Annotated in this window: 25 protein-coding genes; 9 read left to right on the forward strand and 16 right to left on the reverse strand. The window is 71.1% G+C overall.

All coding sequences use genetic code 11. The features are described 5' to 3' along the window. Window positions 1-64: 64 nt before the first annotated feature. The 10 genes from E9998_RS24640 to E9998_RS24685 all read right to left on the reverse strand — a co-directional run bounded on the left by E9998_RS24640 (window position 65) and on the right by E9998_RS24685 (window position 10,027). Window positions 65-430, reverse strand: coding sequence for a hypothetical protein (locus tag E9998_RS24640; RefSeq protein WP_136532404.1), 366 nt, complete (start codon window positions 428-430; stop codon window positions 65-67). Window positions 431-489: 59 nt separating this feature from the next. Next, complete coding sequence (locus E9998_RS24645) at window positions 490-1,152, reverse strand: hypothetical protein (RefSeq protein ID WP_136532405.1); 663 nt, start codon at window positions 1,150-1,152, stop codon at window positions 490-492. 156 nt (window positions 1,153-1,308) lie between these two features. After that, complete coding sequence (locus E9998_RS24650) at window positions 1,309-1,674, reverse strand: hypothetical protein (protein ID WP_136532406.1); 366 nt, start codon at window positions 1,672-1,674, stop codon at window positions 1,309-1,311. 21 nt (window positions 1,675-1,695) lie between these two features. Next, window positions 1,696-2,271: a DUF998 domain-containing protein gene (locus tag E9998_RS24655; protein WP_136532407.1), complete on the reverse strand. Its 576-nt coding sequence runs from the start codon at window positions 2,269-2,271 to the stop codon at window positions 1,696-1,698. 101 nt (window positions 2,272-2,372) lie between these two features. Then, window positions 2,373-3,611: an RNA polymerase sigma factor gene (locus E9998_RS24660; protein ID WP_136532408.1), complete on the reverse strand. Its 1,239-nt coding sequence runs from the start codon at window positions 3,609-3,611 to the stop codon at window positions 2,373-2,375. Continuing rightward, window positions 3,602-3,916: a YciI family protein gene (locus tag E9998_RS24665; RefSeq protein WP_240037746.1), complete on the reverse strand. Its 315-nt coding sequence runs from the start codon at window positions 3,914-3,916 to the stop codon at window positions 3,602-3,604. The genes E9998_RS24660 and E9998_RS24665 overlap by 10 nt, the downstream gene beginning before the upstream one ends. A gap of 2 nt (window positions 3,917-3,918) precedes the next feature. After that, window positions 3,919-4,254 (reverse strand): YciI family protein, encoded by a 336-nt coding sequence (locus E9998_RS24670; RefSeq protein ID WP_136532409.1) that lies wholly within the window; start codon window positions 4,252-4,254, stop codon window positions 3,919-3,921. Between the two features lie 136 nt (window positions 4,255-4,390). Then, the gene (locus tag E9998_RS24675; RefSeq protein WP_240037747.1) at window positions 4,391-5,605 is read right to left on the reverse strand and encodes a S8 family peptidase; all 1,215 of its coding nucleotides are present in this window, start codon (window positions 5,603-5,605) and stop codon (window positions 4,391-4,393) included. A gap of 691 nt (window positions 5,606-6,296) precedes the next feature. Next, on the reverse strand, window positions 6,297-7,889 hold the full coding sequence (locus E9998_RS24680) for a S8 family serine peptidase (protein ID WP_136532410.1): 1,593 nt from the start codon (window positions 7,887-7,889) through the stop codon (window positions 6,297-6,299). Window positions 7,890-8,191: 302 nt separating this feature from the next. After that, window positions 8,192-10,027, reverse strand: a complete 1,836-nt coding sequence (locus E9998_RS24685) for an ABC-F family ATP-binding cassette domain-containing protein (protein WP_204745644.1) — start codon at window positions 10,025-10,027, stop codon at window positions 8,192-8,194. Between the two features lie 347 nt (window positions 10,028-10,374). Between E9998_RS24685 and E9998_RS24690 the strand changes: the two genes are divergently transcribed. The 7 genes from E9998_RS24690 (at window position 10,375) to E9998_RS24720 (ending at window position 18,484) form a co-directional block, all read left to right on the forward strand. Further along, window positions 10,375-12,195 (forward strand): ABC transporter ATP-binding protein, encoded by a 1,821-nt coding sequence (locus tag E9998_RS24690; RefSeq protein ID WP_136532412.1) that lies wholly within the window; start codon window positions 10,375-10,377, stop codon window positions 12,193-12,195. A gap of 21 nt (window positions 12,196-12,216) precedes the next feature. After that, window positions 12,217-14,010, forward strand: coding sequence for an ABC transporter ATP-binding protein (locus E9998_RS24695; RefSeq protein WP_136532413.1), 1,794 nt, complete (start codon window positions 12,217-12,219; stop codon window positions 14,008-14,010). Window positions 14,011-14,312: 302 nt separating this feature from the next. After that, window positions 14,313-14,960: a hypothetical protein gene (locus tag E9998_RS24700; RefSeq protein WP_136532414.1), complete on the forward strand. Its 648-nt coding sequence runs from the start codon at window positions 14,313-14,315 to the stop codon at window positions 14,958-14,960. After that, window positions 14,953-15,522, forward strand: coding sequence for a hypothetical protein (locus tag E9998_RS24705; RefSeq protein WP_136532415.1), 570 nt, complete (start codon window positions 14,953-14,955; stop codon window positions 15,520-15,522). The genes E9998_RS24700 and E9998_RS24705 overlap by 8 nt, the downstream gene beginning before the upstream one ends. 96 nt (window positions 15,523-15,618) lie before the next feature. Beyond that, window positions 15,619-16,242, forward strand: a complete 624-nt coding sequence (locus E9998_RS24710) for a hypothetical protein (RefSeq protein WP_136532416.1) — start codon at window positions 15,619-15,621, stop codon at window positions 16,240-16,242. 15 nt (window positions 16,243-16,257) lie between these two features. Further along, the gene (locus tag E9998_RS24715; protein ID WP_136532417.1) at window positions 16,258-17,346 is read left to right on the forward strand and encodes a hypothetical protein; all 1,089 of its coding nucleotides are present in this window, start codon (window positions 16,258-16,260) and stop codon (window positions 17,344-17,346) included. Window positions 17,347-17,371: 25 nt separating this feature from the next. Beyond that, the gene (locus E9998_RS24720; protein WP_136532418.1) at window positions 17,372-18,484 is read left to right on the forward strand and encodes a hypothetical protein; all 1,113 of its coding nucleotides are present in this window, start codon (window positions 17,372-17,374) and stop codon (window positions 18,482-18,484) included. A gap of 4 nt (window positions 18,485-18,488) precedes the next feature. Here the strand turns inward: E9998_RS24720 and E9998_RS24725 are convergent, their stop codons facing one another. From E9998_RS24725 to E9998_RS24735, 3 genes are all read right to left on the reverse strand, one after another. Further along, complete coding sequence (locus E9998_RS24725) at window positions 18,489-19,043, reverse strand: TetR/AcrR family transcriptional regulator (RefSeq protein WP_136532419.1); 555 nt, start codon at window positions 19,041-19,043, stop codon at window positions 18,489-18,491. Next, window positions 19,036-19,890 carry an alpha/beta fold hydrolase gene (locus E9998_RS24730; protein ID WP_136532420.1) on the reverse strand — a complete coding sequence of 285 codons (855 nt, stop codon included), beginning with the start codon at window positions 19,888-19,890 and terminating at the stop codon, window positions 19,036-19,038. The genes E9998_RS24725 and E9998_RS24730 overlap by 8 nt, the downstream gene beginning before the upstream one ends. A gap of 61 nt (window positions 19,891-19,951) precedes the next feature. Next, window positions 19,952-20,833: a phosphotransferase gene (locus E9998_RS24735; RefSeq protein ID WP_476729803.1), complete on the reverse strand. Its 882-nt coding sequence runs from the start codon at window positions 20,831-20,833 to the stop codon at window positions 19,952-19,954. Window positions 20,834-20,924: 91 nt separating this feature from the next. Here E9998_RS24735 and E9998_RS24740 point away from each other — a divergent pair, with 91 nt between their 5' ends. Further along, window positions 20,925-21,578 carry an HAD family hydrolase gene (locus tag E9998_RS24740; RefSeq protein ID WP_158299980.1) on the forward strand — a complete coding sequence of 218 codons (654 nt, stop codon included), beginning with the start codon at window positions 20,925-20,927 and terminating at the stop codon, window positions 21,576-21,578. Between the two features lie 106 nt (window positions 21,579-21,684). Here the strand turns inward: E9998_RS24740 and E9998_RS24745 are convergent, their stop codons facing one another. The 3 genes from E9998_RS24745 to E9998_RS24755 are packed head-to-tail and all read right to left on the reverse strand — an operon-like array spanning window position 21,685 to window position 24,059. After that, window positions 21,685-22,206 carry a VOC family protein gene (locus tag E9998_RS24745; RefSeq protein WP_136532423.1) on the reverse strand — a complete coding sequence of 174 codons (522 nt, stop codon included), beginning with the start codon at window positions 22,204-22,206 and terminating at the stop codon, window positions 21,685-21,687. A 52-nt stretch (window positions 22,207-22,258) separates the two neighbouring features. Further along, on the reverse strand, window positions 22,259-22,924 hold the full coding sequence (locus E9998_RS24750; protein ID WP_136532424.1) for a 2,3-bisphosphoglycerate-dependent phosphoglycerate mutase: 666 nt from the start codon (window positions 22,922-22,924) through the stop codon (window positions 22,259-22,261). A gap of 4 nt (window positions 22,925-22,928) precedes the next feature. Then, window positions 22,929-24,059 (reverse strand): pentapeptide repeat-containing protein, encoded by a 1,131-nt coding sequence (locus tag E9998_RS24755; protein WP_136532425.1) that lies wholly within the window; start codon window positions 24,057-24,059, stop codon window positions 22,929-22,931. A gap of 83 nt (window positions 24,060-24,142) precedes the next feature. Here E9998_RS24755 and E9998_RS24760 point away from each other — a divergent pair, with 83 nt between their 5' ends. Continuing rightward, a complete protein-coding gene (locus E9998_RS24760) occupies window positions 24,143-24,436 on the forward strand; it encodes a DUF1905 domain-containing protein (protein ID WP_136532426.1) in 294 nt (97 codons plus the stop codon). Window positions 24,437-24,774: the final 338 nt, after the last annotated feature.

The following is a 24,774-nucleotide window of genomic DNA, read 5'->3' on the forward strand; positions in this document are numbered from 1 at the left end:
ATGATCCAGTAGGAGTTTTCCGGGGTCTTCAGTAGCGCTTTTCCGGGGTTTTGTGGGTGGCTGGTCAGTGGAGGACTATGTCCGGGTCGGTGTTGGTGCCCATGACGAAGCCGTCCTGGCGGTCGTAGATGTGCATGCGAGGTCTGTCAGCGGCGGCGGTGATCTGGGGGTAGACGCGCTTGAGGTGCTCGTCGGCGAAGGTGATGAGGAGGCCGTGGCGGGAGTAGCGGGGTTCGCTGTCGTGATGGTCGACGGGTTCGATGCGGACCGGGATCGGGCGGGTGCGGATCGCGGTGATGAAGTCCTGGAAGCGCTGATCGAGTTCGCGCAACGGCAAGGGCGCCTTGTCGGTGCGGATGCGTTGATAGCGGGCTTCGGCTTCGGCGGGTGGAGGGACCATCGGCTCGTGCCAGAGGACGAGTTCGAACATGGGACCTCCAAGGGTTCTCCGCAATCTGCCACACGTCGGTTCGGTAGAAGGCGGCGGCGTCAAGCCTCGTCCCGGTTCCGGCGCCACGGCAGGGAGAGTTGGAGGGCGCGGCCGGGGAGGGTCGCGAGCCAGGCCTTGACCTCCGAGGCGGAGAGGAGCCGCTTGAGCTTGAGGGCTTTGAGGGCGGCGGCGGGGTCCTGGCGGTTGATCGTGTAGTCGTCGACGAAGACGGTGTGGCCCTTGCGGTACGAGGCCTGCCAGAACCGGGGGTTGAAGAACGCGCGGAGGTCGCCGAAGCCCGTGTCGACCGCGCCGCGGAAGCGGGCTTCGAGCTTGGTCTCGAAGTCCCAGGTCTCCTGGATGTACTTGCGCGCGATGCCCTTGTCGCCGATGGCGACATGGCACATGGCGAGCAGGTAGGTGGCGGCCCAGTAGCGCTCCATCGGGTCGAGGAAGTCGTGCGGGTTCCAGCACATCTGGCCGTCGGTGAGTTTGAGCTGGCGGCGGAGCGCTGCGCGCGTGACTTGGAGGTGGCCGATCGCGAAGCCGATGTGCGTCGATGTGTGGCCCGTGGAGTCGCGGGCGTTCTCGAGCGCTTCGCGGGCGGCGTCGACGCTGATGTCCGTGAGCACGTCGAGGAAGTCCTCGCTGACGAGCACCTTGTAGATGCGCACGCCGCCCATGACGAGCGACCAGACCTGAGTGAGGGGTTCGACGTTCATGCAGGCGGCCTTCCCTGTTCGGCTCCGATAGGAGGCGACCGGGAAGGCGCGCCTGCGTCCGAGCGCGTTCGACCAGATCCCCTGCGATCAGGCTAGGAACGGCTCGTGCACAGCGCTATCCGTTGCGCGCGAGGGCAGTCCGGATAGCGCAGCGGTTCAGCGGACGGTCAGGTCGGGGTCGGTGCCGACGCCTCGGAGCGATCCTCGGCGGCGGTCGTAGAGGTGCATGCGGAGGCGGATCGCGGCGGAGCCGACCTCGGGGTGGACGCGTTTGACGTTCTCGTCGGCGAAGGTGACGAGGAGGCCGTGGCGGGAGTAGCGGGGTTCGCCGTCGAAGTGGTCGACCGGTTCGAAGCGGACCGGGATCGGGTGTTCGCGGATGGCGGTGATGAAGTCCTGGAAGCGCTGGTCGAGTTCGCGCAATGGCAAGGGCGCCTTGTCGGCTCGGATGCGCTGATAACGCTGCTCGGCTTCGGCGGGCGGAGGGACCACCGGCTCGTGCCAGAGGACGAGTTCGATCATGCGGGGCACTCTGCCACACCCTCAAGCGGCGGGCGCGGTCTTGGCGAGGGTGCGGGCGGCGAGGCAGAGCCAGAGGAGGTCGGCGGCGATGGCGAGGCGTTCGGTGAGCCCGATGAGGTTCGGGAGCTCGCGGAAGAGCATCGCGTCGAAGGTGCAGACCATGAAGAGGCCCATGCAGACCGCCGCGATGATCGCGACGGCGCGGAGCGTGGGCGAGCGGCGGCTCAGGCGCACGGCGGCGATGTTGAAGCAGATGAGGCCGATCCAGGCGGCGAGGCCGTGGATCTGCTCGGAGGTCGAGGGGTTCGCCCAGTGGCCGGGCGGGTCGGCGGGGAGGACCGCGGCGAGGAGGATGCCGATGGCGAAGGCGCCCATGAGGATACGCGCGGCGCGGTCGCGGACGGCGAGGAACGTCGCGGCTGCGGCGGCCGCGAACGCCCACAGGCCGAGGGTGACCAGCCAGCCGTGGCCGGTGTTGACGAAGCGACTGACGGTCTCGGCGACCGGGTCCATCTCGCGGTTGACGAGGTCGGAGAGGGTGAAGGCGGCCGCCGTGAGCGCCGCGCCGCCGATGACGACCGAAGGGATCATTCTCATGCCGTTGAAACTATTGCGGCGCAAGTGGTCTTGTCGTGCCCCTGGGGTAGTCGGGTCCGCGGCTCCGGGTACCTCCTGCGGTGGACTCCGGTCCCGCCGCGCTACATCGAGCGGTTGGTTCGGCGCCGTTCGAGGTGGCGGCGTTCCTGGTCGTTGGCGACCAGTGCGAGGGCCTGCGCGAAGGCCGCGTCGGCCTCGGCCTCGCGGCCGAGGCTGCGGAGGAATTCCGCCCTGGTGGCGTGCAGGAGGTGCGAGTCCTTCAGCGCGCCTTCGGTTTCGGCGAGGCGGGCGAGACCGGCCGCCGGGCCTTCCGCCATGCCGATCGCGACGGCCCGGTTGAGTTCGACCACCGGTGAGGGCGCGACGCGGGCGAGTTCGCCGTAGAGGGCGGCGATCTGAGGCCAGTCGGTGTCGTCCCAGGTCGACGCGGTCGCGTGGCAGGCCGCTATGGCGGCCTGGATCTGGTACGGCCCGGGCCTGCCCCTGCGGAGCGCCCGTTCGACAAGTGCTTCGGCCTCCTCGATCTGCGCTGCGTCCCAACGGGTCCGGTCCTGGTGCTCCATCGTGACCAGCTCGCCGTCCTCCGTGCGCCCGGCGCTGCGGGCGTCGTGCAGCAGCATCAGGGCGAGCAGGCCGAGCGCCTCGGGCTCGTCGGGCATGAGGTCGGCGAGGGACCTGCCGAGGCGGATCGCCTCGGCGCACAGGCCGGTCCGCACGAGGTCGGCGCCCTCGGTCGCGCTGTAGCCCTCGTTGAACAGCAGGTACACGACCGCGAGGACGCCCGTGACGCGTTCGGGCAGCAGGTGCGCGGGCGGGATGCGGAACGGGATGCCCGCGTTGCGGATCTTGCGTTTGGCGCGGACGATGCGCTGGGCCATCGTCGCCTCCGGGACGAGGAACGCGCGCGCGATCTCCCCTGTGGTCAGTCCCGCGAGCGTGCGGAGCGTCAGCGCCACGCGCGCTTCCAAGGCGAGCGCGGGGTGGCAGCAGGTGAAGACGAGCCGGAGCCTGTCGTCTTCGATCCCGCTGTCGTCGGCGAAGTCGGGTTCGGGCGCTCCTTCGCTGCGGCGCATGACGATCACCTCCTGGAGTTTGGCGGCCCCGACCGCCTCGCGGCGGAGGCGGTCGAGGGCCCTGTTGCGGGCGACCATGGTGAGCCAGGCGCCGGGGCGGCGCGGGACGCCGTCGCGGCGCCAGGTCTCCAGCGCTGCGGCGAAGGCGTCCTGCGCGCACTCCTCGGCGAGGTCCCAGTCCCCGGTGAGCCGGATGAGGGTCGCCACGACCTGGGCGCGCTCGTCGCGGAACGCGGCGGCCACGGCCGCCTCGACGTCTACTTCCACACCGGCCTGATCTCGATCGCGCCGCCGCCGAGTACGGCGGGGTGGAGCGAGGCGAGCGCTATGGCCGCGTCGAGGTCGGGCGCTTCGACGAGGTCGACCCCGGCGATCACCTCCCGCGTCTCGGCGTACGGCCCGTCGCTGAGCAGCACCTCGCCGCCTTCGGCGCGGACCGTGGTCGCCTCCGAGGCGGGCCGGAGCCTGGTGGTGCCGGTGACGTGCCCCCGGGCTGCGGCGAGGTAAGGGCCGAAGTCGGCGTCGTCGCCGGTTTCCTCGACCGGGACGCAGACGAGCATCGCGTACTTCACGGCTACGCGCTGAACTCGTGGTCGGCGAAGCGGCGCAGTTCGACCGCGCCCTTCTTGGCGATCGGGTGCTTCGCGGCGATGGCCACGGCCTCGTCGGCGCTCTCGCATTCGAGGATGTCGAAACCCGCGATGATCTCCTTGGTCTCGGCGAAAGGGCCGTCGGAGACGAGCAGTTCGCCGCCGCGAACGCGGACGGTGACGGCCTCGGCGATCGGGCGGAGCTCGTGGCCCGTCACGCGGGTGCCGCGCCCGTCGTTCTCCTCGACCCACGGCTCGACGGACTCGACGTCGGTGAAGTCGGCGTTCGGGTCCACGCAGACCAGCATCATGTACTTCATGGTTCCTCCTCGTTGTCGATCTTTCACCCCACCGACGAACGGGACCGCCCGGATCGACACCCTCGTGAGCACTTTTTTCGGGGACGCGGACGGGGCCGGCGCCCTCGCGCCGGCCCCGCTCCTCATCCCAGGTGGTCTACAGGCCGAGGAATCCGGTGTTGAGCAGCAGGTTCGGGCTGCCGTTGGTGCCGGAGACCGCGTCGGCCACGGCCCCCTCGGTCAGGGCCGCGGCGACCTCTTCAGGGGTCGCCTCGGGGTTCGATTCGAGGTAGAGCGCCGCGACGCCGGCGACGTGCGGGGTCGCCATCGAGGTGCCGGAGATGGTGTTCTCGGCGTCGACCGCGTCGATCCACGCCGAGGTGATGGCCGCGCCGGGCGCGAGGATGTCGACGCATTCGCCGTAGTTCGACCAGGACGTCTGGGTGTCGGTCTGGTCGGTGGCGCCCACGGTGATCGCGCTCGGCTCGGAGCCGGGGGAGACGTTGCACGCGTCCTGGCCCTCGTTGCCCGCGGCGATCGCGAAGGTCACGCCGGACTCGACGGCGGCGGCGATCGCGTCGTTGAGGGCCTGGCTGAAGGTCCCGCCGAGGCTCATGTTGGCGACCGCGGGGCCGTCGGCGTTCGCCGCGACCCAGTCGATGCCGCCGATGATGGCCGAGTACGACCCCGAACCGCCGCAGTCGAGGACGCGGACGGCGCGGATGGTGACGTCCTTGGCGAGGCCGTACGTGGTGCCGCCGACGGTCCCGGCGACGTGGGTGCCGTGGCCGTGGCAGTCGGCGGGGTCGGCGTCGTCGTCGATGAAGTCGTAGCCCTCGCCGATTCGGCCGGTGAACTCCTGGTGCTCGGTGTTCAGGCCGGTGTCGAGGATGAACGCGTCGACGCCGGCGCCGGTCCACTCGTACTCGTACGAGGCGTCGAGCGGGAGCGCGTCCTGGTCGACGCGGTCGAGACCCCATGAGGGCGGGTCGGTCTGGACCTGGTTGACGTGCGCGGTCCGGTCCTGCTCCACATAGGCCACCGAGTCGTCGGCGGCGAGTTCGAGCGCCTCGGCCTCGGTCATCTCGGCGACGTAGCCGTCGAGGAGGTCGAGGGTGTCCTCGATGTCGACGTCCACGCCGAGGTCCTCGGCGAGCGCGGAGAGCCCTGGGGCCCGGTCTTCGAGGACGACGATGTAGGAGCCGTCGATGGCGTTCGGGGAGTCCGCGCCGAGGATCTCGGCCTGGGCGCCGGTGGTCTCGTCCGCCGAGGCGAACGCGGTGGCCGCGATGAGCGAGCCTCCGGCCGCCGCGACGGCGATGCCCGCCGCTGCGGCGGCGCGCAGCCGCCGTTTCGTTCCTGCCGTTGACAAGATGGCACTCCTTCTGTTGTGCCCCAGGGGGAGTGCGGTGCTTGGGCCGCCCGCCGACCCGGGGAGGGTGGTGGTTTCGGACCCGGTGGCGCCGCGTGCGGCGGCCTGGGGGGCGGGCCCGGGTCCGCTGCCGAGGGGGTTCGGCGGCGGACCTTCCCAGGCCGCTCGGTTCGAGATCGAGCGGCACGGGTCGGGTCCGGCGGGGGCGGGCTGGGGCGCCCGGCCCGGTGCGGCCCGGCCTCCAGACCGGGACGCGCCGCCCGCCCGGGCGGGGCCCGGCCGGGCCGACGGGCCCTGCGTAGGAGCCTAAGCCTTAGAACAAATCGTGTAAAGGCCTTGTATCGTCCGAAGATATCAGTGAATGAGCAAATCATGCTAAAGGTCCAAAACAGACGAAGGGGCCGAGGCGTCGCGCGGTGCGCGGGCCTCGGCCCGTCGGGTCGGCCTTCCGGGGCCTTCCCCGTCGCGCTGAGCGTCATGGGTCTCGTTGCACGACAAGGTATTTCACTTCAACGTCCGCCGCCGGCCCCTGGCGGGACCGGCGGCGTTCTCCTCGGGGCGCGGGGACCGGGACGGGCCCTGGCCGGAGCACGGCCGGCTCGGCGCGACGGCTCCAGGTCGCGACCACCGTTGCTGCGGTCGACGGGAGGCCCGCCCGCAGTCACCCGCTATTCAGTTGTGCGGAGGGCCGTCAGAGCGACAGCGACCAGCTGTTGAGCGTCCCGGTGTCGCCGGCGTAGGCGTCGGACACGCGGAGCGTCCAAGTGCCCGTTGCGCTCTCGCTCGACAGGTTCACCGTGTAGGTGGCGATGACGTTGTCGGCCGAGTCGCTGGCGGAGGAGGCCTTGAGCTGGTAGCTGGAGCCGTCCGGTGCGATCAGGTAGATGGCGAGGTCGCCGCGGTAGGTGTGGGTGATGTTGACGGACACGGTGCTCGCCGAGCGCGCCGCGCCGTCGCAGGAGACGGCCAGGGTCGAGTTGACGGTGGCGCGGTCGGCGATGGCGGCGGCCGTCGACTTGGTGGCGGTGCAGTCGCTCGGCTCGCCGGGCCCGCCGTCGCCCTCTCCGGTGTACAGCAGCAGGTTCGGGCTGCCCTGGACGTCAGAGATGCGGCCTTCGGAGGCGTTGCCGGTGATCCACGCGGCGACCTCGTCGGTGCTCGCGCCCGGGTTGAGCCCGAGGTAGACCGCCGCGGCGCCCGCGACGTGCGGGGAGGCCATCGAGGTGCCGGAGATGGTGTTGGTCGCCGAGTTCGAGCTGTACCAGGCCGAGGTGATGCCCACGCCGGGCGCGAACACGTCCACACAGGACCCGAAGTTGGAGAAGTAAGCCCGGGTGTCGGTGTTGTCGCTGGCGGCCACGGTGATCGCGGACGGCGCCGAGGCGGGGGAGACGTTGCAGGCGTTCTGGTCCTCGTTCCCGGCGGCGACGGCGAAGGTGACGCCGGCGTCCACCGCGGCCTCGACCGCGTTGTTGAGCGAGGCCGAGTAGCCGCCGCCGAGGCTCATGTTCGCCACGGCGGGGGCGACCGCGTTGGCGGCGACCCAGTTGATCCCGTTGATGACGCCGGCGGTGGTGCCCGACCCGGCGTTGTCGAGGACGCGGACGCCGTGCAGCGTCACCTCCTTGGCGACGCCGTAGGTGGTGCCGCCGACGGTGCCGGCGACGTGGGTGCCGTGGCCGTTGCCGTCCTGCGGGGTCGAGTCGTTCTGGATGAAGTCGTAGCCGTTGCCGACCCGGCCGGTGAACTCGTTGTGCGAGGCGTTGATGCCGGTGTCCACGATGTACGCGTGAACGCCCGAGCCGTCGCCGAGGTACTCGTAGTCCCCGTCGAGCGGCAGGTCGGTCTGGTCGATGCGGTCGAGGCCCCAGGTGGCGTTCGGCTGGACGTCGGCGATCTGCACGACCGCGTTCGGCTCGACGAACGCGACGCCCTCGGCCGCGGACAGTTCGAGCGCCTCGGACTCGGTGGCCTGCACGAGGACCGCTTCGACCTCGTCGAAGTCGTCCAGGACGGCGGCGCCCGCGTCGCCGGCGATCGCGTCGGCCTCGCGGTAGGCGGCGGCGTCGTCCATGACGACGATGTACTCGCCGTCGATGACGTCGGCCGAGGCCGCGCCGAGGATCTCGGCCTGGCCCCAGGGGCCGTTGTCGGTCGGCGCCAGGCCCCACGGCCCGGGATCGGCCTGCGCGGCGACGCCGCCCAGGGTGAGCGAGCCGAGGGTCGCGACGCCTGCCAGCGTGGCGGCCGCGACCCGGCGAGCGGTCGGATGCGAGACGGTCATAGGGGGGTACTCCCTCTCGGTTCAGTCGCCTGGTGCGCAATGCGATGAATGGGGCGCACCGGAGCGCAGGGCACGGTTCGGTGGAACCGGGCCCTTTCGGGCTTTCAAACCGAGGTTAGGGAAATCACAATGAATTGTGAAGACCCTGGAAGATGCCCATAAATCACTGAATTAAGTCTTAGTTACCAACCGGTATGGGAGCGTGCGGAAGCGGTATGATATTCGGCCGGTCATCCGACCTCCGAGTACGCGAACGACGCCACGAGGCTCCGAGAACCACAGCGGCGCAAGCGAAGCCGGACCTAGTCGGCCAGCTCCATCCAGCGCTCCTCGATCTCGTCGCGCTCCGACTCCAAAGCGGACAGACGGTCCTGGAGTTCGGCCAGCTTCGCCGGATCGGTCGCGAACTCGGCCATGTCGGCGTGCACCCCCGCGATCCGCTCCTCCACCTTCTCCAGGCGCCGCTCCAGCTTCGACAGCTCCTTCTGCGTCGCCCGGTCCACCGCCGCGGCCTTCGGCGCGGGACCGGAGGCCCCGCCCGCGTCCGGCTTCGCCTGCGGCGCCGACGGCTTCCCCGTGCCCGCCCCGGCGCGGCGCTCCAGGTACTCCTCCACGCCCCGCGGCAGCATCCGCAGCTTCCGGTCGCCCAGCAGCGCCCACGTCTCGTCGGCCACCCGCTCGGTGAAGTACCGGTCGTGGCTGACCACGACCATCGTCCCCGCCCAGTCGTCGAGGAGATCCTCCAGCTGCGTCAGCGTCTCGATGTCGAGATCGTTCGTCGGCTCGTCCAGGAACAGCACGTTCGGCTCCGCCATCAGCAAGCGCGCCAACTGAAGCCGCCGACGCTGACCGCCCGAGAGGTCCCGCACGAACGTGCGCTGTCGCCCGCCCACGAACCCCAGGCGCTCCGCCAGCTGCCCCGCCGACATCTCCTTCTTGCCGAACTGGACCCGCTTCGCCACCATCTCGACCGCCTCCAGCACGCGCCAGGACCCGTCCAGGTCCTCCATGTGCTGCGTCAGCCACGCCAGCTTGACCGTGCGGCCGACCTTCACGCGGCCCGCCGCCGGCTGCTCGTCCTCGATGGCCTCCGCGAGCGTGCGCAGCAGCGAGGTCTTCCCCGCGCCGTTGACGCCCAGCAGACCGACCCGCTTGCCCGGACCCAGAATCCAGTCCAGGTGCTCCAGCAGCGTCTGGTCCCCGGCCCGCACCGTCACGTCGCGCGCCTCGAACACCGTCTTGCCCAGACGGCCGGTCGCGAAGCTCACCAGCTCCGCGGTGTCGCGCGGCGGCGGCTCGTTCGCGATGAGCTCGTTCGCCGCGTCGATGCGGAACTTCGACTTCGACGTGCGCGCCTTCGGACCCCGGCGCAGCCACGCCAGCTCCTTGCGCATGAGGTTCTGGCGCTTCTCCTCGGCCACGTTCGCCTGGCGCTCGCGCTCGGCCCGCGACAGCACGTACGCCGAATAGCCGCCCTCGTACTCGAAGACGCTGCCGCGCTGCACGTCCCACACCCGCGTGCACAGCTCGTCGAGGAACCAGCGGTCGTGCGTCACGACCACCATCGCCGAACGCGTGCCGCTCAGATGCGAAGCGAGCCAGGCGATCCCCTCGATGTCGAGGTGGTTCGTCGGCTCGTCCAGCAGCAGCAGGTCCGCAGGCTCTGCGCCGGCCGGCAGGCGCCCGTCCACCGAACCGGTGAGGACGCGGGCCAGGTCGACCCGGCGGCGCTCGCCGCCCGACAGCACCCCGATGCGCGAATCGAGGCCCTCCGGCAGGACCGGCGCGTCGAGGCCGCCGAACAGGCCCGTCAGGATCTCGCGGACCCGCGGCGAGGACGCCCACTCGTGGGCGTCGGCGTCGCCGAACAGCGCCTCGTGGACCGAGAGCGCGTCGTCGAGCGAGTCGGTCTGGCCGAGCACCGCGATCCGCGTGCCGCCCGTGTGCACGACGCGGCCCGAATCGGGCTCGTCGGCGCGGCTGATGAGGCGCAGCAGCGTCGACTTCCCGTCGCCGTTGCGCCCGACGACGCCGACGCGCTGGCCGGCGGCGATGCCGAGGGAGACCGCGTCGAGGATGACCTGATCGGGGTAGGCCTTCGAGACGGTTTCGAGGTTGACGAGATTGGGCGCTGACACGAGGCACAACACTACCCGCGGAGCCGAGCCGCGCTTCGAGACGTAGGCGCCGAGGTGGCGGCGGCGATTGTCGTACCCCCGCGTCACCCTTGTGCCGGGGGCCCGCGGAGCGGTTCCCGGGCGCGTCGCCCCTGCCCGGAAAACGGCGGCCGGGCGGGTCGCGCATCGCTCTCGGCGGTCTTGTCGTACCCCCGCGTCACCCTCGTATCGGGGGTTTTCGGTTCGGCTCACCGCGGCTTCGCCCCTGCCCTCGTTTCGGGTTCGGCGGTCGCAAGTGGGTTGCGAGCGCTTCCACGAATTGTTATGGTGTCATCGAACTGTCATCATGACGTCATGAATGGATCTCAATGGCACCCCCCAGATTCGAGACCGGCCGCGCCGTGCTCGCGGTCGTGCGGCTGCTGCCGCGCATCAGTCGCCCCCGCACCGCCCTCCTCGTCACGACCGTGGTCCTCACCGCCGCGCTGCCGCTGGTGACCACCGTCAGCACCGGCCTGCTCATCGGCACCGTGCCCGAAGCCGCCGCGGACGGGTCCGGCTCGGCCGCGGCCGACCGCGCCTACCTCCTGCTCGCGGTCGGCGCGGCGGCGCTCCTGGCCGCCCGCCTGGTCTTCAACGTCCACCGCGCGAACGCCCACATCCTCGGCCGTGAACTCGAACTGTTCCTCCAGAACCGGCTCGTCGGCGCCGTCGCCCGCCCGATCGGCACCGCCCACCTCGAAGACGACGACGTGCTCGCCCTCCTGCGCGTCGCCCGCCAGCTCGGCGCCGACTTCATCCGCCCCGAGCGGGCCGTCCAAGGACTCTCGGCGATCGCCCCGCAGTTCCTCGAAGCCGCGGGCGCCGCGATCGTCCTCTCCTTCTTCAACATCTGGATCGGCCTCGCCTGGCTCGTCGCCTGGCCCGCGGTCTTCCTGCTCATGCAGGCCGAGTACAACCGCGTCGGCAAGACGGCCTACCTGCGCTCCACCGAGATGCGCGAGACCGAGTACCTGCGCGACCTCGCCATCACCGCCGAGCCCGCGAAGGAGCTGCGCGTCTGGGGCCTCATGGACTGGATCCTGGGCCGCTACGACCGCCAGTGGGCCGAGCGCATGGACTACTCCGACCGCCACCAGCGCATCCGCGTCCGCGCCGCCGTCATCGTCATCGGCACCCTGCTGGCGCTCACCACCGCGACCACGCTCACCCTCGTGAACGCCGGCCTCGCGGGCCTGGTCGGCTTCGGCGCACTCGGGGTCTACATGGTGGCGCTCACCGGCATGTTCAACTTCTCGGCGTTCGACGACGTGGCCGCGTTCGTCGCCTTCGGCTCCCTGCCCGTCCCCGCGATCCTCGCGCTCGACGCCGAGCTGACGCCCGCCGCGCGGCCCGCCACCGCCGCGCTCCCGGCCGGCGCGCCCACCGAGGCGATCCGCTTCGAAGGCGTCGGCTTCGCCTACCCCGGCGCCGAGCGGTCGGTCTTCGAAGGCCTGGACCTGACGGTCGAGGCGGGCACCTCCCTCGCCGTCGTCGGCCACAACGGCGCGGGCAAGACCAGCCTCGTGAAGCTCCTCTCGGGCCTGTACGAGCCGACCTCCGGACGCATCACAGTGGACGGCGTCGACCTCGCCGAGGCCGATCCGGCGGTCTGGCGCACCAGCCTCTCGGCGCTCTTCCAGGACTTCACCCGCTACCAGCTCTCGGTGCGCGACAACATCACCCTCGGCGCCCCGCACCTCGCCGACGACACCGACCGCATCTGGAAGGCCTGCGAGCCCATGGGCATCCGCGAGCTCATCGAATCGCTCCCCGACGGACTCGACACGGTCCTCTCCAGCGAGTACGACGGCGGCACCGACCTCTCCGGCGGCCAGTGGCAGCGCATCGCGCTCGCCCGCGCGCTCTTCGCCGTCCAGGGCGGCGCGAAGGTCCTCATCCTCGACGAGCCCGCCGCGGCCCTCGATGTCCGCGCCGAGGCCGAGCTGTACGAGCAGTTCCTCGACATCACCGCGGGCCTGACCACGATCGTCATCTCGCACCGCTTCTCCACGGTGCGCCGGGCCGACCGCATCGTCGTGCTCGACGGCGGGCTCGTCGTCGAAGACGGCGCCCACGACGACCTCATGGCGCTCGGCGGCCGCTACGCCGAGGCGTTCACCCTCCAGGCCTCCCGCCTCGCCCGCTGACCACCCCCTTAGGAGCACTCCATGTCGGACCGAATCGCCTCATGGTGGCGCGGGCTGCGCAGCGGCCTCGCCATCGGCTTCAAAGCCCACCCCAAGGCCACGATCACGCAGCTGTGCCTCGGCGCCCTCGAAGGCGTCATGGTCCCGTTCGCGGTGTACCTCACCAAGGTCATGATCGACGCCGTCCAGGCCGGCGACGACCGCGCCGCCTACCTCGCCGCGGCCGGGCTCGGCCTCGGCATCGCCGTCATCTGGGCCAGCGTGTTCGTCTACATCAGAATGGTCTTCCTGGTCCTCGACCACACCAACCGCGCCGCCGATCGAGAGATCATGGTGCTCATGGGCACCCCGCCCGGACTCGACCACCACGAGCGGGCCGCGCAACTCGACGAGGTGCAGCGCATCCGCGAAGACCGGTGGCTCCTGTCCGGCGGCGTCAACTGGCTCATCCAGTGGTTCCGCGCGCTCGTGACCATCGCGGTCGGCGGCGCCCTCCTCGCCCAGATCCACCCGCTGCTCCTGCTCTTCCCCGCCTCGGCCCTCGTCGCGATGGTCATCTCCAAGCGCTCCACCGACATCGAAGTCAAGGTCATGGAGGAGACCAGCGCGCCCGAGCGCCGCCGCCGCCACCTCTTCGAGGTCGCGACGCTCGCCGAGTCCGGCAAGGAACTGCGGATCTTCGGCTCCGCCGCCGAGATCGCCCGCCGCCACGCCGAGGCCGGGCGCGCCGTCGCCGACGAGCGCAACCGCGGCCAGTGGCGCTCCGCGCGCGTCGCCACCTTCGACGCCGTGCTCACCGCCGCCGGGATGGCGGTGGGCATCGGCGCGGTCCTGTACCTGGCGATCCGCGGCCAGGCGACCGCCGGCGACGTCGTGCTCCTCGTCGGCCTCGTCGGCATGATCGGCGGCAACGCAGGGGCGGTCGCCGTGCACTCGATGTTCCTGCTGCGCTTGGGAACCCTCGGAAGGCGCATCGCGAGACTGCGCTCCTACGCCGACGAGTCCGGCGGCCCCGCCGAGCCCGCGGACGTGCCCGAGCGCCTCGCCGACGGCATCGCCCTCGACGGGGTTTCCTTCGCCTACCCCGAGTCCGACCGACCCTCGCTCGACGACGTGACCCTGACGCTCCCGGCCGGGAAGGTCGTGGCGCTCGTCGGCGAGAACGGCGCCGGGAAGACCACGCTCGTCAAGCTCCTCTCGCGCTTCTATAAGCCGACCGCCGGTGAGATCACTGTGGACGGCCAGGGCCTCGACGCGTTCGCCGTCGACGCCTGGCGCGAGCGCATCGGCGCGACCTTCCAGGACTTCGCGCGCTTCGAGTTCACCGCGCGCGAGACCGTCGGCATCGGCGACCTCAAGGGCGGCTACGACGACGTGTCGGTGCGGGCCGCGATGACCCGCGCCGGGGCCGAGGACGTCATCGAGGACCTGCCCGCCGGGCTCGACACGCGCCTGGGCGCCCGCTGGGACGACGGCACCGACCTCTCCGGCGGCCAGTGGCAGAAGCTCGCGATCGGGCGCGGCCGGATGCGCGGCGAACCGCTCCTGGTGGTCTTCGACGAGCCCACGGCCGCACTCGACCCGCAGACCGAGCACGCCCTGTTCGAGCGTTTCGCCGAAGAGGTCCACGCCGGGCGCGCCCGCGGCACCGTGACCGTCCTCGTCTCCCACCGCTTCTCGACCGTCTCGATGGCCGACCTCATCGTGGTCCTCGAAGAGGGCCGGGTCGCCGAGTCGGGCACCCACGAGGAGCTCATGGCCCGCGGCGGCGCCTATGCGGAGCTGTACACGCTCCAGTCCTCCGCCTACCGCTGAACCCGGGAGGCACACTGGACCCGCGAGGGCCGCTGTGGCGCTTAGAATCCGCATGGTCCCGGCCACAGGGCCGGGACCTAGGCCCTTCGTGTGAATCAGACCGGTCGCTATCCGGCCCGTTCGCCCGCTCGCTGCGTTGTCGGCGAATCGGATACAACACCGGTATCCGATCCGCCTTCCGCAGCCTCGGCGACGCTTGCGAGCCGTAACTGTGCACAGCGAGCGAACGAACGGACTCGGATACCGCCTCGCCCCGACTCACACGACGGGCCCCAGCCCCGCAGCGACACCGAAGGCCCACAATGCATATCGAACCGCTCGAACCGGCGCGAACCGAGCCGCGCATCACCGTCGAGGCCGCGCCCGCGGAGGCCGACGGAGGCGTCGGCGCCCGAAGCGCCCGCGAAGGCCGCCCCACGAGGTCCCTGTGCCCGCACCGCATCCGCCTGCGGGACTTGCGGGCCGGACCGGTGGCCGTGTTCGCGGTGGCCGCGCCGCTCGTCTTCGCGGCGATGGCCGTCGCGGCCGCCACCCTCCTCATCGCCGCGGTCCTGGGCGCGCTCGGCGTCGACCGGTCGGAGCCCGCCATGCTCGTCGCCGCCGTGTTCCTCGCCGCGCTGGCGGCGCAGTTCGCGCTCGGGGCCGCCGCGTGCGTGCGCGCCTGGCGGCGGCTGCACCGGCCCGGCGTCCTCGGCTGCGTCCTCACCACGGTCGCCGCCGGCGTGTTCCCGCTCATCGTCGGAGTGGTCGCCGCCGGGAACGGCTGGGCCTGGCTGACGCTCGTCGTCGTGCCGCCGCTGGCGACGATGACCGTGCTCTGGTACCTCAGGTCGGCGACGCTCGACCGCGCCACCTGCGTCCAGTACCCCTGGCCGCCGCCGCGACTCCAGTCGCTCCTGAAGCCCCGTCCGCCTGCGGCGCAGGAAGAACGGAGCCCGTACTTTGCATGACCGACTGCCGCCCGACCTGCACATCACCGTCGAGGCCGACCACGGGCACCACGGCGGGCCGCCGCCTGTGGCCGCCCGCCTGCGCGGGTGCCGCCACCGCGTCCGCACCCGCGACCTCACCCGACGCGGCCAGTGGCTCTTCATCGCCGCCGTGGCGCTGCTCGAACTCAGCCTCCTCGCGCACTTCGCCATCGCCGTGATCGCCGGAACCGTCCTGTCCGCCAACGGGTTCGGCTTCGTCGCCCTGATCATGGCGCTGCCCGCGGCCGGATCGCTCCTCGTCGTGGTCGGCGAAGTCGGCCTGGTCCGCACCTGGCTCGCGCCGCACCGCACCGAACCGGTCGTCCTGGCCCTCCAGTGGACCGGCGCCGGCCTGCTGCTCCTGTCCTCCGGGCTCCTCGCCATCGCCACCGGCACCCTCGCGACCGCGCTCCTATCGGTCCCGGCGCTCCTCGTGTCGGGCCTCCTCACCTACCTCTCGGCGATGCTGCACCACCGCGACACCTGCGAGACCGACCCGGCGCACCCGCCGCGAATGCGCGCCCTCCTGCGCCGCGCGTGAAGCGACCCGCCCGTTGACGAAACGGCGCCGCCGAATCTAGACTCGCACTGTTCCGCACCCCTGGACCTCGCCCAACGCCTCGTCGAAAGCCCCTCAATGGAATATGAATCGCCGGAACCGGCGCGAATCGCCCCGCGGATCACCGCCGTCGCCGAAGACCCGGCGCCGGCCGACCGCCCGGCGGCGCCCGCGTCCGCGCCCCGCCCCTGCGCGCACCGGGTCCGCGCGGCCGACCTGCGCACCCCGTGGCGCCTGGCGCATGCGGGCGCGGTCCTCGCCCTCGTCCTCAGCGGCATCGTGCGGGTCGCCCTGGCCTTCACCGCCGGAGCCCTGCTCGCCGTCAGCCCCCAGGGCTTCGAGACCTCGGCCCACGGCGCCGGCGCGGCCCTCCTCGCCGGCGCCGCCCTCACCTGCGTCGGCGACCTCGCCCTCACCCGCACCTGGCGCCGCCTCCACCGCCCGCACCCGGTCGCCCCGGCGCTGACCCTGGCCGGCCTCCTCCTCGTCGTCCTCGTGCCCGTCCTCGCCCTCGACCTGCTCGACGCCCCGATCCACCTGTACGCCCTCACCGCCCTCGCCCTCCCCTCAGCCGCCGTCCTCGCCGCACTCCACCTCTTCGGCGCGGCCGTCCCGCTCGCGACCGAATGCGAAGCGCAGCAAGGCCCCCCGCCGGGCCTGGGACGAGTGCTCAAGCCCTCCGCAGCCCTCCCCACCCCCTGAAAGCCGAACGCCCGCATGGAAGAACCCTCCCGCCCGAATCCCGACATCACCGTCGAAGCGGCACCCGCCGACCCCGACGCCGCGACCCGCAGCGCCCGCAGACCGGCCTGCCCCCACCGCGTCCCCTGGCGCGACATGAACCCGATCGCGAAGTACTTCACCCTCGAACAGGCGATCCCCACCTACGCCGCCCTCGCCGTCGCGGTGCTCTGGTTCTTCAAGGGCCCCGCCATCCTGGCCGAAGCCATGGCCGACTTCGCACTGCCCGGCCTCATGACCAGCGCCGTCGCCGTCGCGATCGCGGTCGCCCTCGCCGCCGGAGCCGCCGAGTCGCTCCGGACCGCCCGCAGCCTGCACCACCCCGACAAGACCGTGTACGGCCTCCACCAGATCGCCCTCATCGCCTTCGGAGTCGTCCTCATCGGCGCGGCCGAAGGCCGGGAGTGGATCCTCCTGGCGGCCGTCCCCGCCTTCTGCGTCTACACCGACCACCGCCAGAGCCGGGCGATCCTGCGCCCCCGCTCCACGTGCGCGGCCGAGCCGGACCTCCCCGAAGGCGTCGCCGCCGGCATGTACACCTGGACCTACGACGACCCCCCGAAGCCCCCTGCCGACTCCGACGAGTGGGAGTGCCCGCACGAACTGGAATGGAAGCACCTGCGGCCCTGGGCCATCGCCGCGTTCTTCGTGCACCGTTGGACGAGACTCGGCTACTTCTTCGGCGCCGCAGCCGTAGTCTTCGCGATCCAGGTCAACGCGGCCGAATTCGCTTTCGGCCCGATCGGCGAAGGCGGCGTGTACGGCGTCTTCATCTTCGTCCCGATCGTCCTCAACTCCATCGCGCTCCACGAATGGCAGACCCCCGGCGCGCACCGCGGGCCGCTCGCGATCTACGTGTGGGCCATCGGCGCCTACCTTCTCACCGGCGCGCTCGCCGGCTGGGTCGCACTGGTCCTCGACCGGCCCTACCTGTGGGCGCTCGCGCCGCTGGCGCTGGCCGCCGCCTACCGGGTGGTGTGGAAGTACGCGGTCGCCACCGACCGCGCCGAATGCCGGACCAAGCCCGAACTGCACCCGCGCCTTCAAGCGCGACTCAAGTCCTGATCCCGAACCCCAGAAGAGCCCGCCCGTGAACGACCCGCAGCCCCGCCCGGACCTCCACATCACCGTCGAAGGCGTTCAGCCCGAATCGACCGCGCCCCACCCGACGCCCCGCGGCGCTCCCGCGTGCCCGCATCGAATCCTCTGGCGCGACAAGAATCCGGTCGCGAAATGCCTCGCCGCAGAGGAGACGGTCATTGCCGTCGCCGCCATCGCCATGGCGGTCCTCTGCTTCGTAGGCGGCCCCGCCTTCGTGCTCGAAGACCGCGCGGTCTCCGAGCCGGCACTGGTCCTGATCTACGCCGCGGCCTTCATACCGGCCTGGATGCTCGGGCTCGGAGCGGTCGAGATCCTTCGAGGCCAACGCCGCATGCACAGCACCGACTCGGGCGTCTACGGCCTCCACCTCGCGGCCTTCCTCCTGCTGCTGCTCGTCCTCATCGTCACGGCCCACGGCAGGGAGTGGGCCCTGCTGACGGCCCTTCCGGCCTTTCGCGTGGTCATGGAGCATCGATGGTCCCGCAAGGTATTCCGCCACCGGTCGACCTGCGCTGCTGAGCCCGGTCTCCCGCACGGCCTCGCGGAGAGCACATCAAAGTGGACCGACGACGGCCCCGCGGAGGCGCCGCGGCCGCCCGCGGACGACGGCGAGGACTGGCGATGCCCGCACTTCACCGACTGGAAGGAACTGCGGCCTTGGGCGATAGCCGAGTTCTTCGTCCACCGGTGGATCGCGCTCGGGTACTTCGGCGGCGTCGGCATACTGCTGGCGACAGTGGTGGTCGACCGGTCCGCCTACCTCATCGACCCCATCGACGAGCTGATCGGGGTGTTCGGGGTGTTCGTGCTCATCCCGTTGGTCTTCAACCTCGTAGCGAACATCGAATGGCGGCTTCGCGAAGGCGCGCACCGCGAGTCCTTGGGGACCTACCTGTGGTCCGTCAGCGCCTACGCAATCACCGGCACCCTGGCGGGCTGGTCGGCGCAGCTGCTCGACCGCCCCTACCTGTGGGCGGTCGCCGCGCTGGCGGCGGTGGCGCTGTATTTGACCCTCTGTAGGTACCGCCTGTACACCGATCTGTCAGAGTGCCGGAGCCGCCCCGAGCTGCACCCGCGACTCCAGGCGCGGCTCAAAGTCTGAGCGTTCAGGTTCGGGCGCGCAGGCCCGCGATGACCATCGCGATCATGAGATCGAAGCTGTCGTCGAGGTTCTCGGGCAGGCCGAAGCCGCCCTCGGCCTCCAGGACGGTGAAGCCGTGGACGGCCGCGCGGACGCAGCGGGTCGCGTGGACGGTGTCGGCGGCGTCGAGACCGTACGCGCGCAGCGCCCCGAACACGATGTCCAGCAGGCGTTCTCCGGCCGAGTTGGTGTGCGGCTCCGGGTGCTGGATCATCGCGGCGTACCGGTGCGGGCGCTCCTTGACGTAGTCGCGCCAGGCGTGCATGCACGCGCGGATCGCGTCGTCCGCGGCGCGGCCGATGGCGGCGGCGCCGACCCGGTCGGCGATCTCGGCGACGACCCGCGCGGAGACGAGGGCCCGCAGTTCGGCGAGGTTGCTGACGTGCTTGTAGAGCGAGGGCGTGGCGACGCCCGCCTCCGCGGCCACCGCCGAGAGCGTCAGCCCGGCCGGGCCGCGCTCGTCGACGAGCCGGACCGCGATGTCAACGGCCCCTTCGGTGGACAGCGTCCGCTTAGCCATCGGCGAGCCCGGTCGCGAAGGCGGCCACGGCGTCGGCGACGCGCTCGGGGAACTGCACGTGCGGGTAGTGCCCGGCGCCCTCGACCGTCTCCAGGCGCCCGAGCCCTTCGGGGAGTTCGGCGACGATGCCCGCGGCCTCGGCGGCCGGGTCGGCCCAGTCGGGGTCGAGGTCGCCCATGAGGACCAGCACGGGGACGCGGACCTCGGCGAGCTTCGCTCCCGCGTCGGTCGGCGCGGACTGGCCCATCTTGGTCACGACCGCCATCCGGCCGGGGCGGCGCAGGTCGGCCTCGGTCTGCGCCAGGTATTCGTCGAAACCGGCGGGCTTGACGCCGGGGAAGGCGTGGTCCAGGTACCGCTTCCAGAGGCCGACGCTGCGCAGGAGGGCCGCGCCCAGCAGCAGCGACAGGCCCTTGCGGTAGCGCGGGTTCGAGCCGAGCCCCTTGAAGTCGAGCCGCTGCGCGCGAGTGAACGGGCCGAGTTCCACTGCGCCGGTGACGAGTTCGGGTTCGAGCGCGGCCGCGATGGTCGCGGCGCCGCCGCTGAAGGAGTGGCCGACGATGACGGCCGGGCCGCCGAGTTCGCGGATGAGTGCGATCAGGTCGTGCGCGACGTCGGTGCGGGAGTAGGTGTCCCATCCGGCGCTCGACTCGCCGTGCCCGCGAATGTCCATGCGCGCCACCCGGAAGCCCGCGTCAGTGAGGAGGGAGGCGACCTCGCCGAAGGTGGTCCGGTTCTGGCCCATGCCGGGGGCGAGCACGATCAGCGGACCGTCGCCGGTCACGTCGTAGGCGAGGGTGCCGCCCTGGACTTCGAGGAGGCTCGTGGAAGCGAAGTTAACGTTCATAGCTAATAAGCTAACACCATTAGCTAATGATTGCAAGCCCGGGGTCGGAATCCTTCACCGCTCACCCGAGCCGGGACTCCGCCAGTTCCAGTTGCCACTCGACCGCCTCGGGCGAAGCGCCGCGGATCGCGCGGTCCAGCTGGTGCAGCATCCACTGCGCCCAGTACCGCCGCAGGACGCCCGCGGGCACCCGCTCGGCGAGGATCTCGTCCAGCCGGTGCGCCGCCGCGGTCTCCACCGGATCGGCCTCGGGCGACCGGACGAACCACTCCCGGTCGAACCGGGTCTGCACCAGCGCGAACAGCCGGTCGCCGCGGAAGGCCCCCAGGTTCCAGTCGACCACGCCGGTCGCGGCGTCCCGCTCATCGAACAGGACGTTCGCGCCCGACAGGTCGATGTGCACCAGATCGGTTCCGGCGGTAGAGGTTCCCTCGGTCGCGCGGACGATCAGTTCGAGCACCCGACGAGCGCGTGGTCCGTGCCCGGCGAGTGTCCCGTGCCGCGGGTCGGGTCCGCGGCGCGTCCGCGCCATCGGCGGCGCTGGGACCTCGGGCCGGTCCGCGAGCGCCCCCGCGAACCGGTCGTTGACCGCCACGATCGCCTCCATGCGCGCCGGGGTCAACGGCCGCGCCGGCGTGCTCGGCAGCCGCTCCTGCACGAAGAACACGCCCTCATCGAGCGGCACCACCAGCTCGTGCCGCGGCACCGGAAGCCCTCGGGATCGCAGGCCGTTGAGGAGGCTGGCCGTCCGCTTCGCCTCGGCGAAGGCGCCCATGAACCTAGTGACCACGGCCGATCTGCCGTCCGGCCACTCGGCGTAGATCGCGCCCCCGAGCCTCCCGAACAACGACCGCCCGCTCATCGCCAACCCCGCTCCCGTTCGCCGGTTGATCCCGGTGACGATCCACCCGTCCCGATCCGATGCCCGCTCCACCCCGCCCACCCTATGCGCCCGAACCGATCCGGTGCCGTCTGTCTGCCTCCGCCTGTCGCACGAGCCGGTTCTCGCGCCCGAGACGTCTAAGATTCCCCATGTGACACAGCGGCTCGCGCTCTTCGACCTCGACAACACGCTGGTCGACCGGGAGGACGCCCACCGGCGGTGGTCCGAAGGGCTGATCGCTCGGCACGGGCTCGGGCCCGAGGCGATCGAGTGGCTGGTCGCCGAGGACGGCGACGGGCTGACCCCCAAGGACCGCTACTTCGCCGCGGCGAAGGCGCGATTCGGCCTCCGCGAGAGCGTCGAAGCACTGTGGGCTCGGTACCGCACCGAGAAGCCGTCGCTGATCAAGCCCGATCCCGCGATCCAAATCGGACTCACGCGCCTCAGGGACGCCGGGTGGAAGATCGGCATCGTGACGAACGGCCGTGAGGACACGCAGAACGCCACCATCATGCACGCGCAGCTGAGCGGCCTGGTCGACGGCTGGGCGATCTCAGGCGCCGAAGGGGTGAAGAAGCCCGCGACCGAACTGTTCACCATTGCCGCACTCCGCTGCGGCGCCGACGTCTCGCTCGGCGGCTGGATGATCGGCGACAGCGCCAAAGCCGATGTCGGCGGCGGTCGATCAGCAGGGCTGCGCACCATCTGGATCGACCGCGGACGGGCGTGGCCTGGCGGACCCCTACCGACGCACACCATGCCGAACGCCGCCGCGGCCATCGACTCGCTCCTGGCCGAGGTCTGATCGAAGAACCCTATCGGCGCGGGCTCGGTACAGGGGAAGTGCCGATCGATCGCGCCGGGTACACGAGGAGACTGCCGTTGTCCGCCGGCGCCGGGCGCTCGTCGGCTCAGGCCGGGCCGACCGGCCGGCTCGACCGCCCCGCTCGGCCGGTGAGTTCGGCGTCGAGGGTCTTCTGGGCGTCCTCCATCTGCTCCGCGTATCCGGGGGCGCTCATGCGGGTCCAGACCTCGTCTTCGGGCACGTCTTCGACATGCGACATGATCCACCAGATGTTGCCGAACGGGTCCCGAACCCGGGCGCCCCGGTCGCCCCAGGCGGCATCGGACGGCTCGGTCACCACGCGCGCTCCGGCCTTGACCGCCCTCTCGACCGCCGCGTCGACATCGGCGACCCAGATCCGAAGCAGCGAAGGCAGCTCGGGCCAGTCCGGGCGCCGGTCGAAGGCCAAGAGCATGGTGTCCCCGACCTTGATCTCCGCGTGGCCGATACCGCCGTCCTCCGTTGCGACGCGGCCGGTCTCGACGCCGTCGAACACTTCGGTGACGAAGTCCAGCAGTCGCCCCGTGTCCTCGGTGACGACCCAGGCCGTAACGGTCGTGTAGCCCTCGGGCTGGAAGTTCGCGTTCATGTCGGTCTCCTCGATCGTTGCCGTCGTTGAGCTCCATCATATCAGAACGGAATTATCCGTTCCGTATTGGGTGGGGGTGCTGAGGGTACACGAGGAGACTGCCGTTGGCCGGGCGCATCTGATGCACCTCTTCCGGCGCGAGCCCTTCGACCAGAGCGCGAATGGCTCGGAAGGTCGTACCGTGGGTGAAGGCGACGACGTTGACTGAAGCCGCAGCGGCTCCCCGCACTTCGTCGAGCCACGGCCGCACCCGTTCCATGACGTCGGAGAGCGCCTCGCCGCGGGGCAGCGCCATGCCGAGCTCCGGGTGGCGTGACCGATGCGCGGCCTGGCGGGGGTCGTCGCTGCCGATGAGCGGAGGGCGCTCATCGCCCCAACGCCACCGGTCCACCCTGTCCGCGCCGAAGGCCGCGGCCAGATCCGCGCGCCGTGCGCCCTCCAGATCGCCGACATGGCGTTCGTTGATACGCCAGTCGACCAGGTGCGTCGCGGGGCGTTGGTCCAATTCGGCCAATGCCACGGCCGCCGTCTCCGCCGAGCGGCGCAGCGTGGACACGTAGACCGTGTCCCACTGCACGCCCGTATCCGCCAGAGCCGCCCCGGCCGCCTTGGCGTCGAGGCGCCCTTGCTCGGTGAGCGCCTCATCGGCCCAACCGGTGAACACGCCGACGCGATTCCACTCGGTCTGACCGTGCCGCACGATCGCCAGGTAGGTCATTTCCTCAGCCCTTCGGATCGATGCTCGGCAAGAGCAGGTTCGGCGGCGTGCCTTCGGGGAAGGCGTCGAAGATCGGTGGGCGCGTCCATGCGGCGGGCCGCTCGAAGGTCAGGCTCGCGCCCGCGAACTCGATGCCTGTGAACGACACTTCGGCTCCCGAGAAGCTCGCTCCGACGAAGCGCAGCTCCGTGCCTGCCGTGAACCGGCACCTCGCGAACGGCACGGCACCGCCGGCGAACACCGCGTTCTCGAAGTGGGCCCGGCTGCGGTGAAAACTCGCGTAGGCGAAGGAGACACGGCCGCCGGTGACGCTGATGTCGGTGAAGTCCGCGTCGCTGTGGAACTGGCTCATCTCGAATGACACCGTGGCCCCGGAGAAGTGTGCTTCGCTGAAGCTCACGGGCCCGTTGAACCGCGTCCCGTTGAGGTTGAACCTTGAGATCGGGAAGCGCGCGTATGCGAACACGGCCCGGCCGTTGAAGACCGCGCCGCGGAGGTTGCCCTCGTCGAACGTCGCCCCCGTGAAGTCGAAGTCGCACCAGTGCCAGGTACGGCCCTCGACGGGCAGCGCCCGCAGGCGGCCACCTATCACCGCGAGCACCGTTTTGCGCACTAGGCGCTCCTCCAAGACCTCCCGGAACGGCTCCAGGCCTACCGCTTCGCGCTCGACACGGCGCGGGGGCGGCTCGTACGGCATTCTCATGTAGGCGCACAGGACGTTCACGCAGGTTTGGCGGCCGCTGTCCCATTCGTCGGCGAGCGCGGCCATCGCGTACACGCCCGCGAGCCGGTTCGCGGCGCGTTCAGAGGCCAGCTGTTCCGCCGCTGCGGCGAAGCGCTCGTTGAAGAGTTTGGCGTCCTCGCGGTCGATTTCGGCTTCGCTCATGCGCTGCCTGCGGTAGGCCACGGTCAGCGCGATGACGCCGCCGATCCCTGCGACGGCGTAGAAGGCGAGGCGCACGACTTCCAGGACGGTCTGGTCGGTCGGGGCGTCGCTGAGCGGCGAAGTGGCGTCGCTGGTGAGGAGCCACAGGACGGCGGCGAGCAGGGCGAGCCCGCCGGCGACCATGACGAGGACGTGGGCGGGCAGCGACAGGGCACGGCGGGACCGGTTGGTGCGCAGGGGGTTCACCATTCGGTTGTACCAGAGGCGCGCCGCGTGGGGTGGTCTGAGCGGAACCGGGTCCGGGCGTCGGGGCCGGTTCGTATGCTCGGTGGATGGAGCTGGAGTTCAGCGGGGCGGTCTGGTACTGGCGCGGGCCCGCGCCCTGGTATTTCGTGACGGTGCCCGAGGCGGCCTGCCGCGAGTTGAAGGCGGCGTCCGAAGTGGTCAGTTACGGGTGGGGGATGGTCCCGGTGTCGGCCCGGATCGGGTCGGTGTCGTGGGAGACCTCGCTGTGGCCCAAGGACGGCGCCTACATCGTCCCGCTCAAGGCCGACGTGCGCAGGAGGACGGGTGTCGATGTCGGCGACCTGGTCACTGTTGCGTTGGCCGTGGACCTGGCTACGTGATTCGGCCCTGGGGGCCGGCTGGTTGAAGCGACGACCGTTGTCGGCGGTTGTAGCCGGGGGTTCGTTGCGCGCTCGGGTCAGGGCGAAAGGCGGCGGCGATTAGGGGTTGGCGGGTGGTGGGGGTGAGCTTGTCGGGGAGGGGTCGATGGTGGGTGGCGGTGCGGCGCGTCAGGGTGGGTCGGGCGTCGTGTTCGCTTGGGGGCGTGTGGAAGTGGTGGGAAATGTGAGCGTCTTGTCATCGTGTGGGTGATGACAGTCGGGGTGGCTGGGTGTCATGATTGAGTTACGCACAGGGATAGGGAATCTGGACAGGTGTCGGGTGGGTGTAGCGCAGACTA

Source organism: Glycomyces paridis, from assembly GCF_004912155.1.
In the GTDB taxonomy this organism is placed as follows: domain Bacteria; phylum Actinomycetota; class Actinomycetes; order Mycobacteriales; family Micromonosporaceae; genus Glycomyces; species Glycomyces paridis.

Coding starts and splice junctions, on each gene's coding strand:
- E9998_RS24745 (WP_136532423.1), bottom strand. CDS start 22,206: ATGAACGCGAACTTCCAGCCCGAGGGCTACACGACCGTTACGGCCTGG.
- E9998_RS24750 (WP_136532424.1), bottom strand. CDS start 22,924: ATGACCTACCTGGCGATCGTGCGGCACGGTCAGACCGAGTGGAATCGC.
- E9998_RS24680 (WP_136532410.1), bottom strand. CDS start 7,889: ATGACCGTCTCGCATCCGACCGCTCGCCGGGTCGCGGCCGCCACGCTG.
- E9998_RS24730 (WP_136532420.1), bottom strand. CDS start 19,890: ATGAACGTTAACTTCGCTTCCACGAGCCTCCTCGAAGTCCAGGGCGGC.
- E9998_RS24690 (WP_136532412.1), top strand. CDS start 10,375: ATGGCACCCCCCAGATTCGAGACCGGCCGCGCCGTGCTCGCGGTCGTG.
- E9998_RS24645 (WP_136532405.1), bottom strand. CDS start 1,152: ATGAACGTCGAACCCCTCACTCAGGTCTGGTCGCTCGTCATGGGCGGC.
- E9998_RS24710 (WP_136532416.1), top strand. CDS start 15,619: ATGGAATATGAATCGCCGGAACCGGCGCGAATCGCCCCGCGGATCACC.
- E9998_RS24700 (WP_136532414.1), top strand. CDS start 14,313: ATGCATATCGAACCGCTCGAACCGGCGCGAACCGAGCCGCGCATCACC.
- E9998_RS24695 (WP_136532413.1), top strand. CDS start 12,217: ATGTCGGACCGAATCGCCTCATGGTGGCGCGGGCTGCGCAGCGGCCTC.
- E9998_RS24715 (WP_136532417.1), top strand. CDS start 16,258: ATGGAAGAACCCTCCCGCCCGAATCCCGACATCACCGTCGAAGCGGCA.
- E9998_RS24755 (WP_136532425.1), bottom strand. CDS start 24,059: ATGGTGAACCCCCTGCGCACCAACCGGTCCCGCCGTGCCCTGTCGCTG.
- E9998_RS24670 (WP_136532409.1), bottom strand. CDS start 4,254: ATGAAGTACATGATGCTGGTCTGCGTGGACCCGAACGCCGACTTCACC.
- E9998_RS24640 (WP_136532404.1), bottom strand. CDS start 430: ATGTTCGAACTCGTCCTCTGGCACGAGCCGATGGTCCCTCCACCCGCC.
- E9998_RS24650 (WP_136532406.1), bottom strand. CDS start 1,674: ATGATCGAACTCGTCCTCTGGCACGAGCCGGTGGTCCCTCCGCCCGCC.
- E9998_RS24725 (WP_136532419.1), bottom strand. CDS start 19,043: ATGGCTAAGCGGACGCTGTCCACCGAAGGGGCCGTTGACATCGCGGTC.
- E9998_RS24760 (WP_136532426.1), top strand. CDS start 24,143: ATGGAGCTGGAGTTCAGCGGGGCGGTCTGGTACTGGCGCGGGCCCGCG.
- E9998_RS24655 (WP_136532407.1), bottom strand. CDS start 2,271: ATGAGAATGATCCCTTCGGTCGTCATCGGCGGCGCGGCGCTCACGGCG.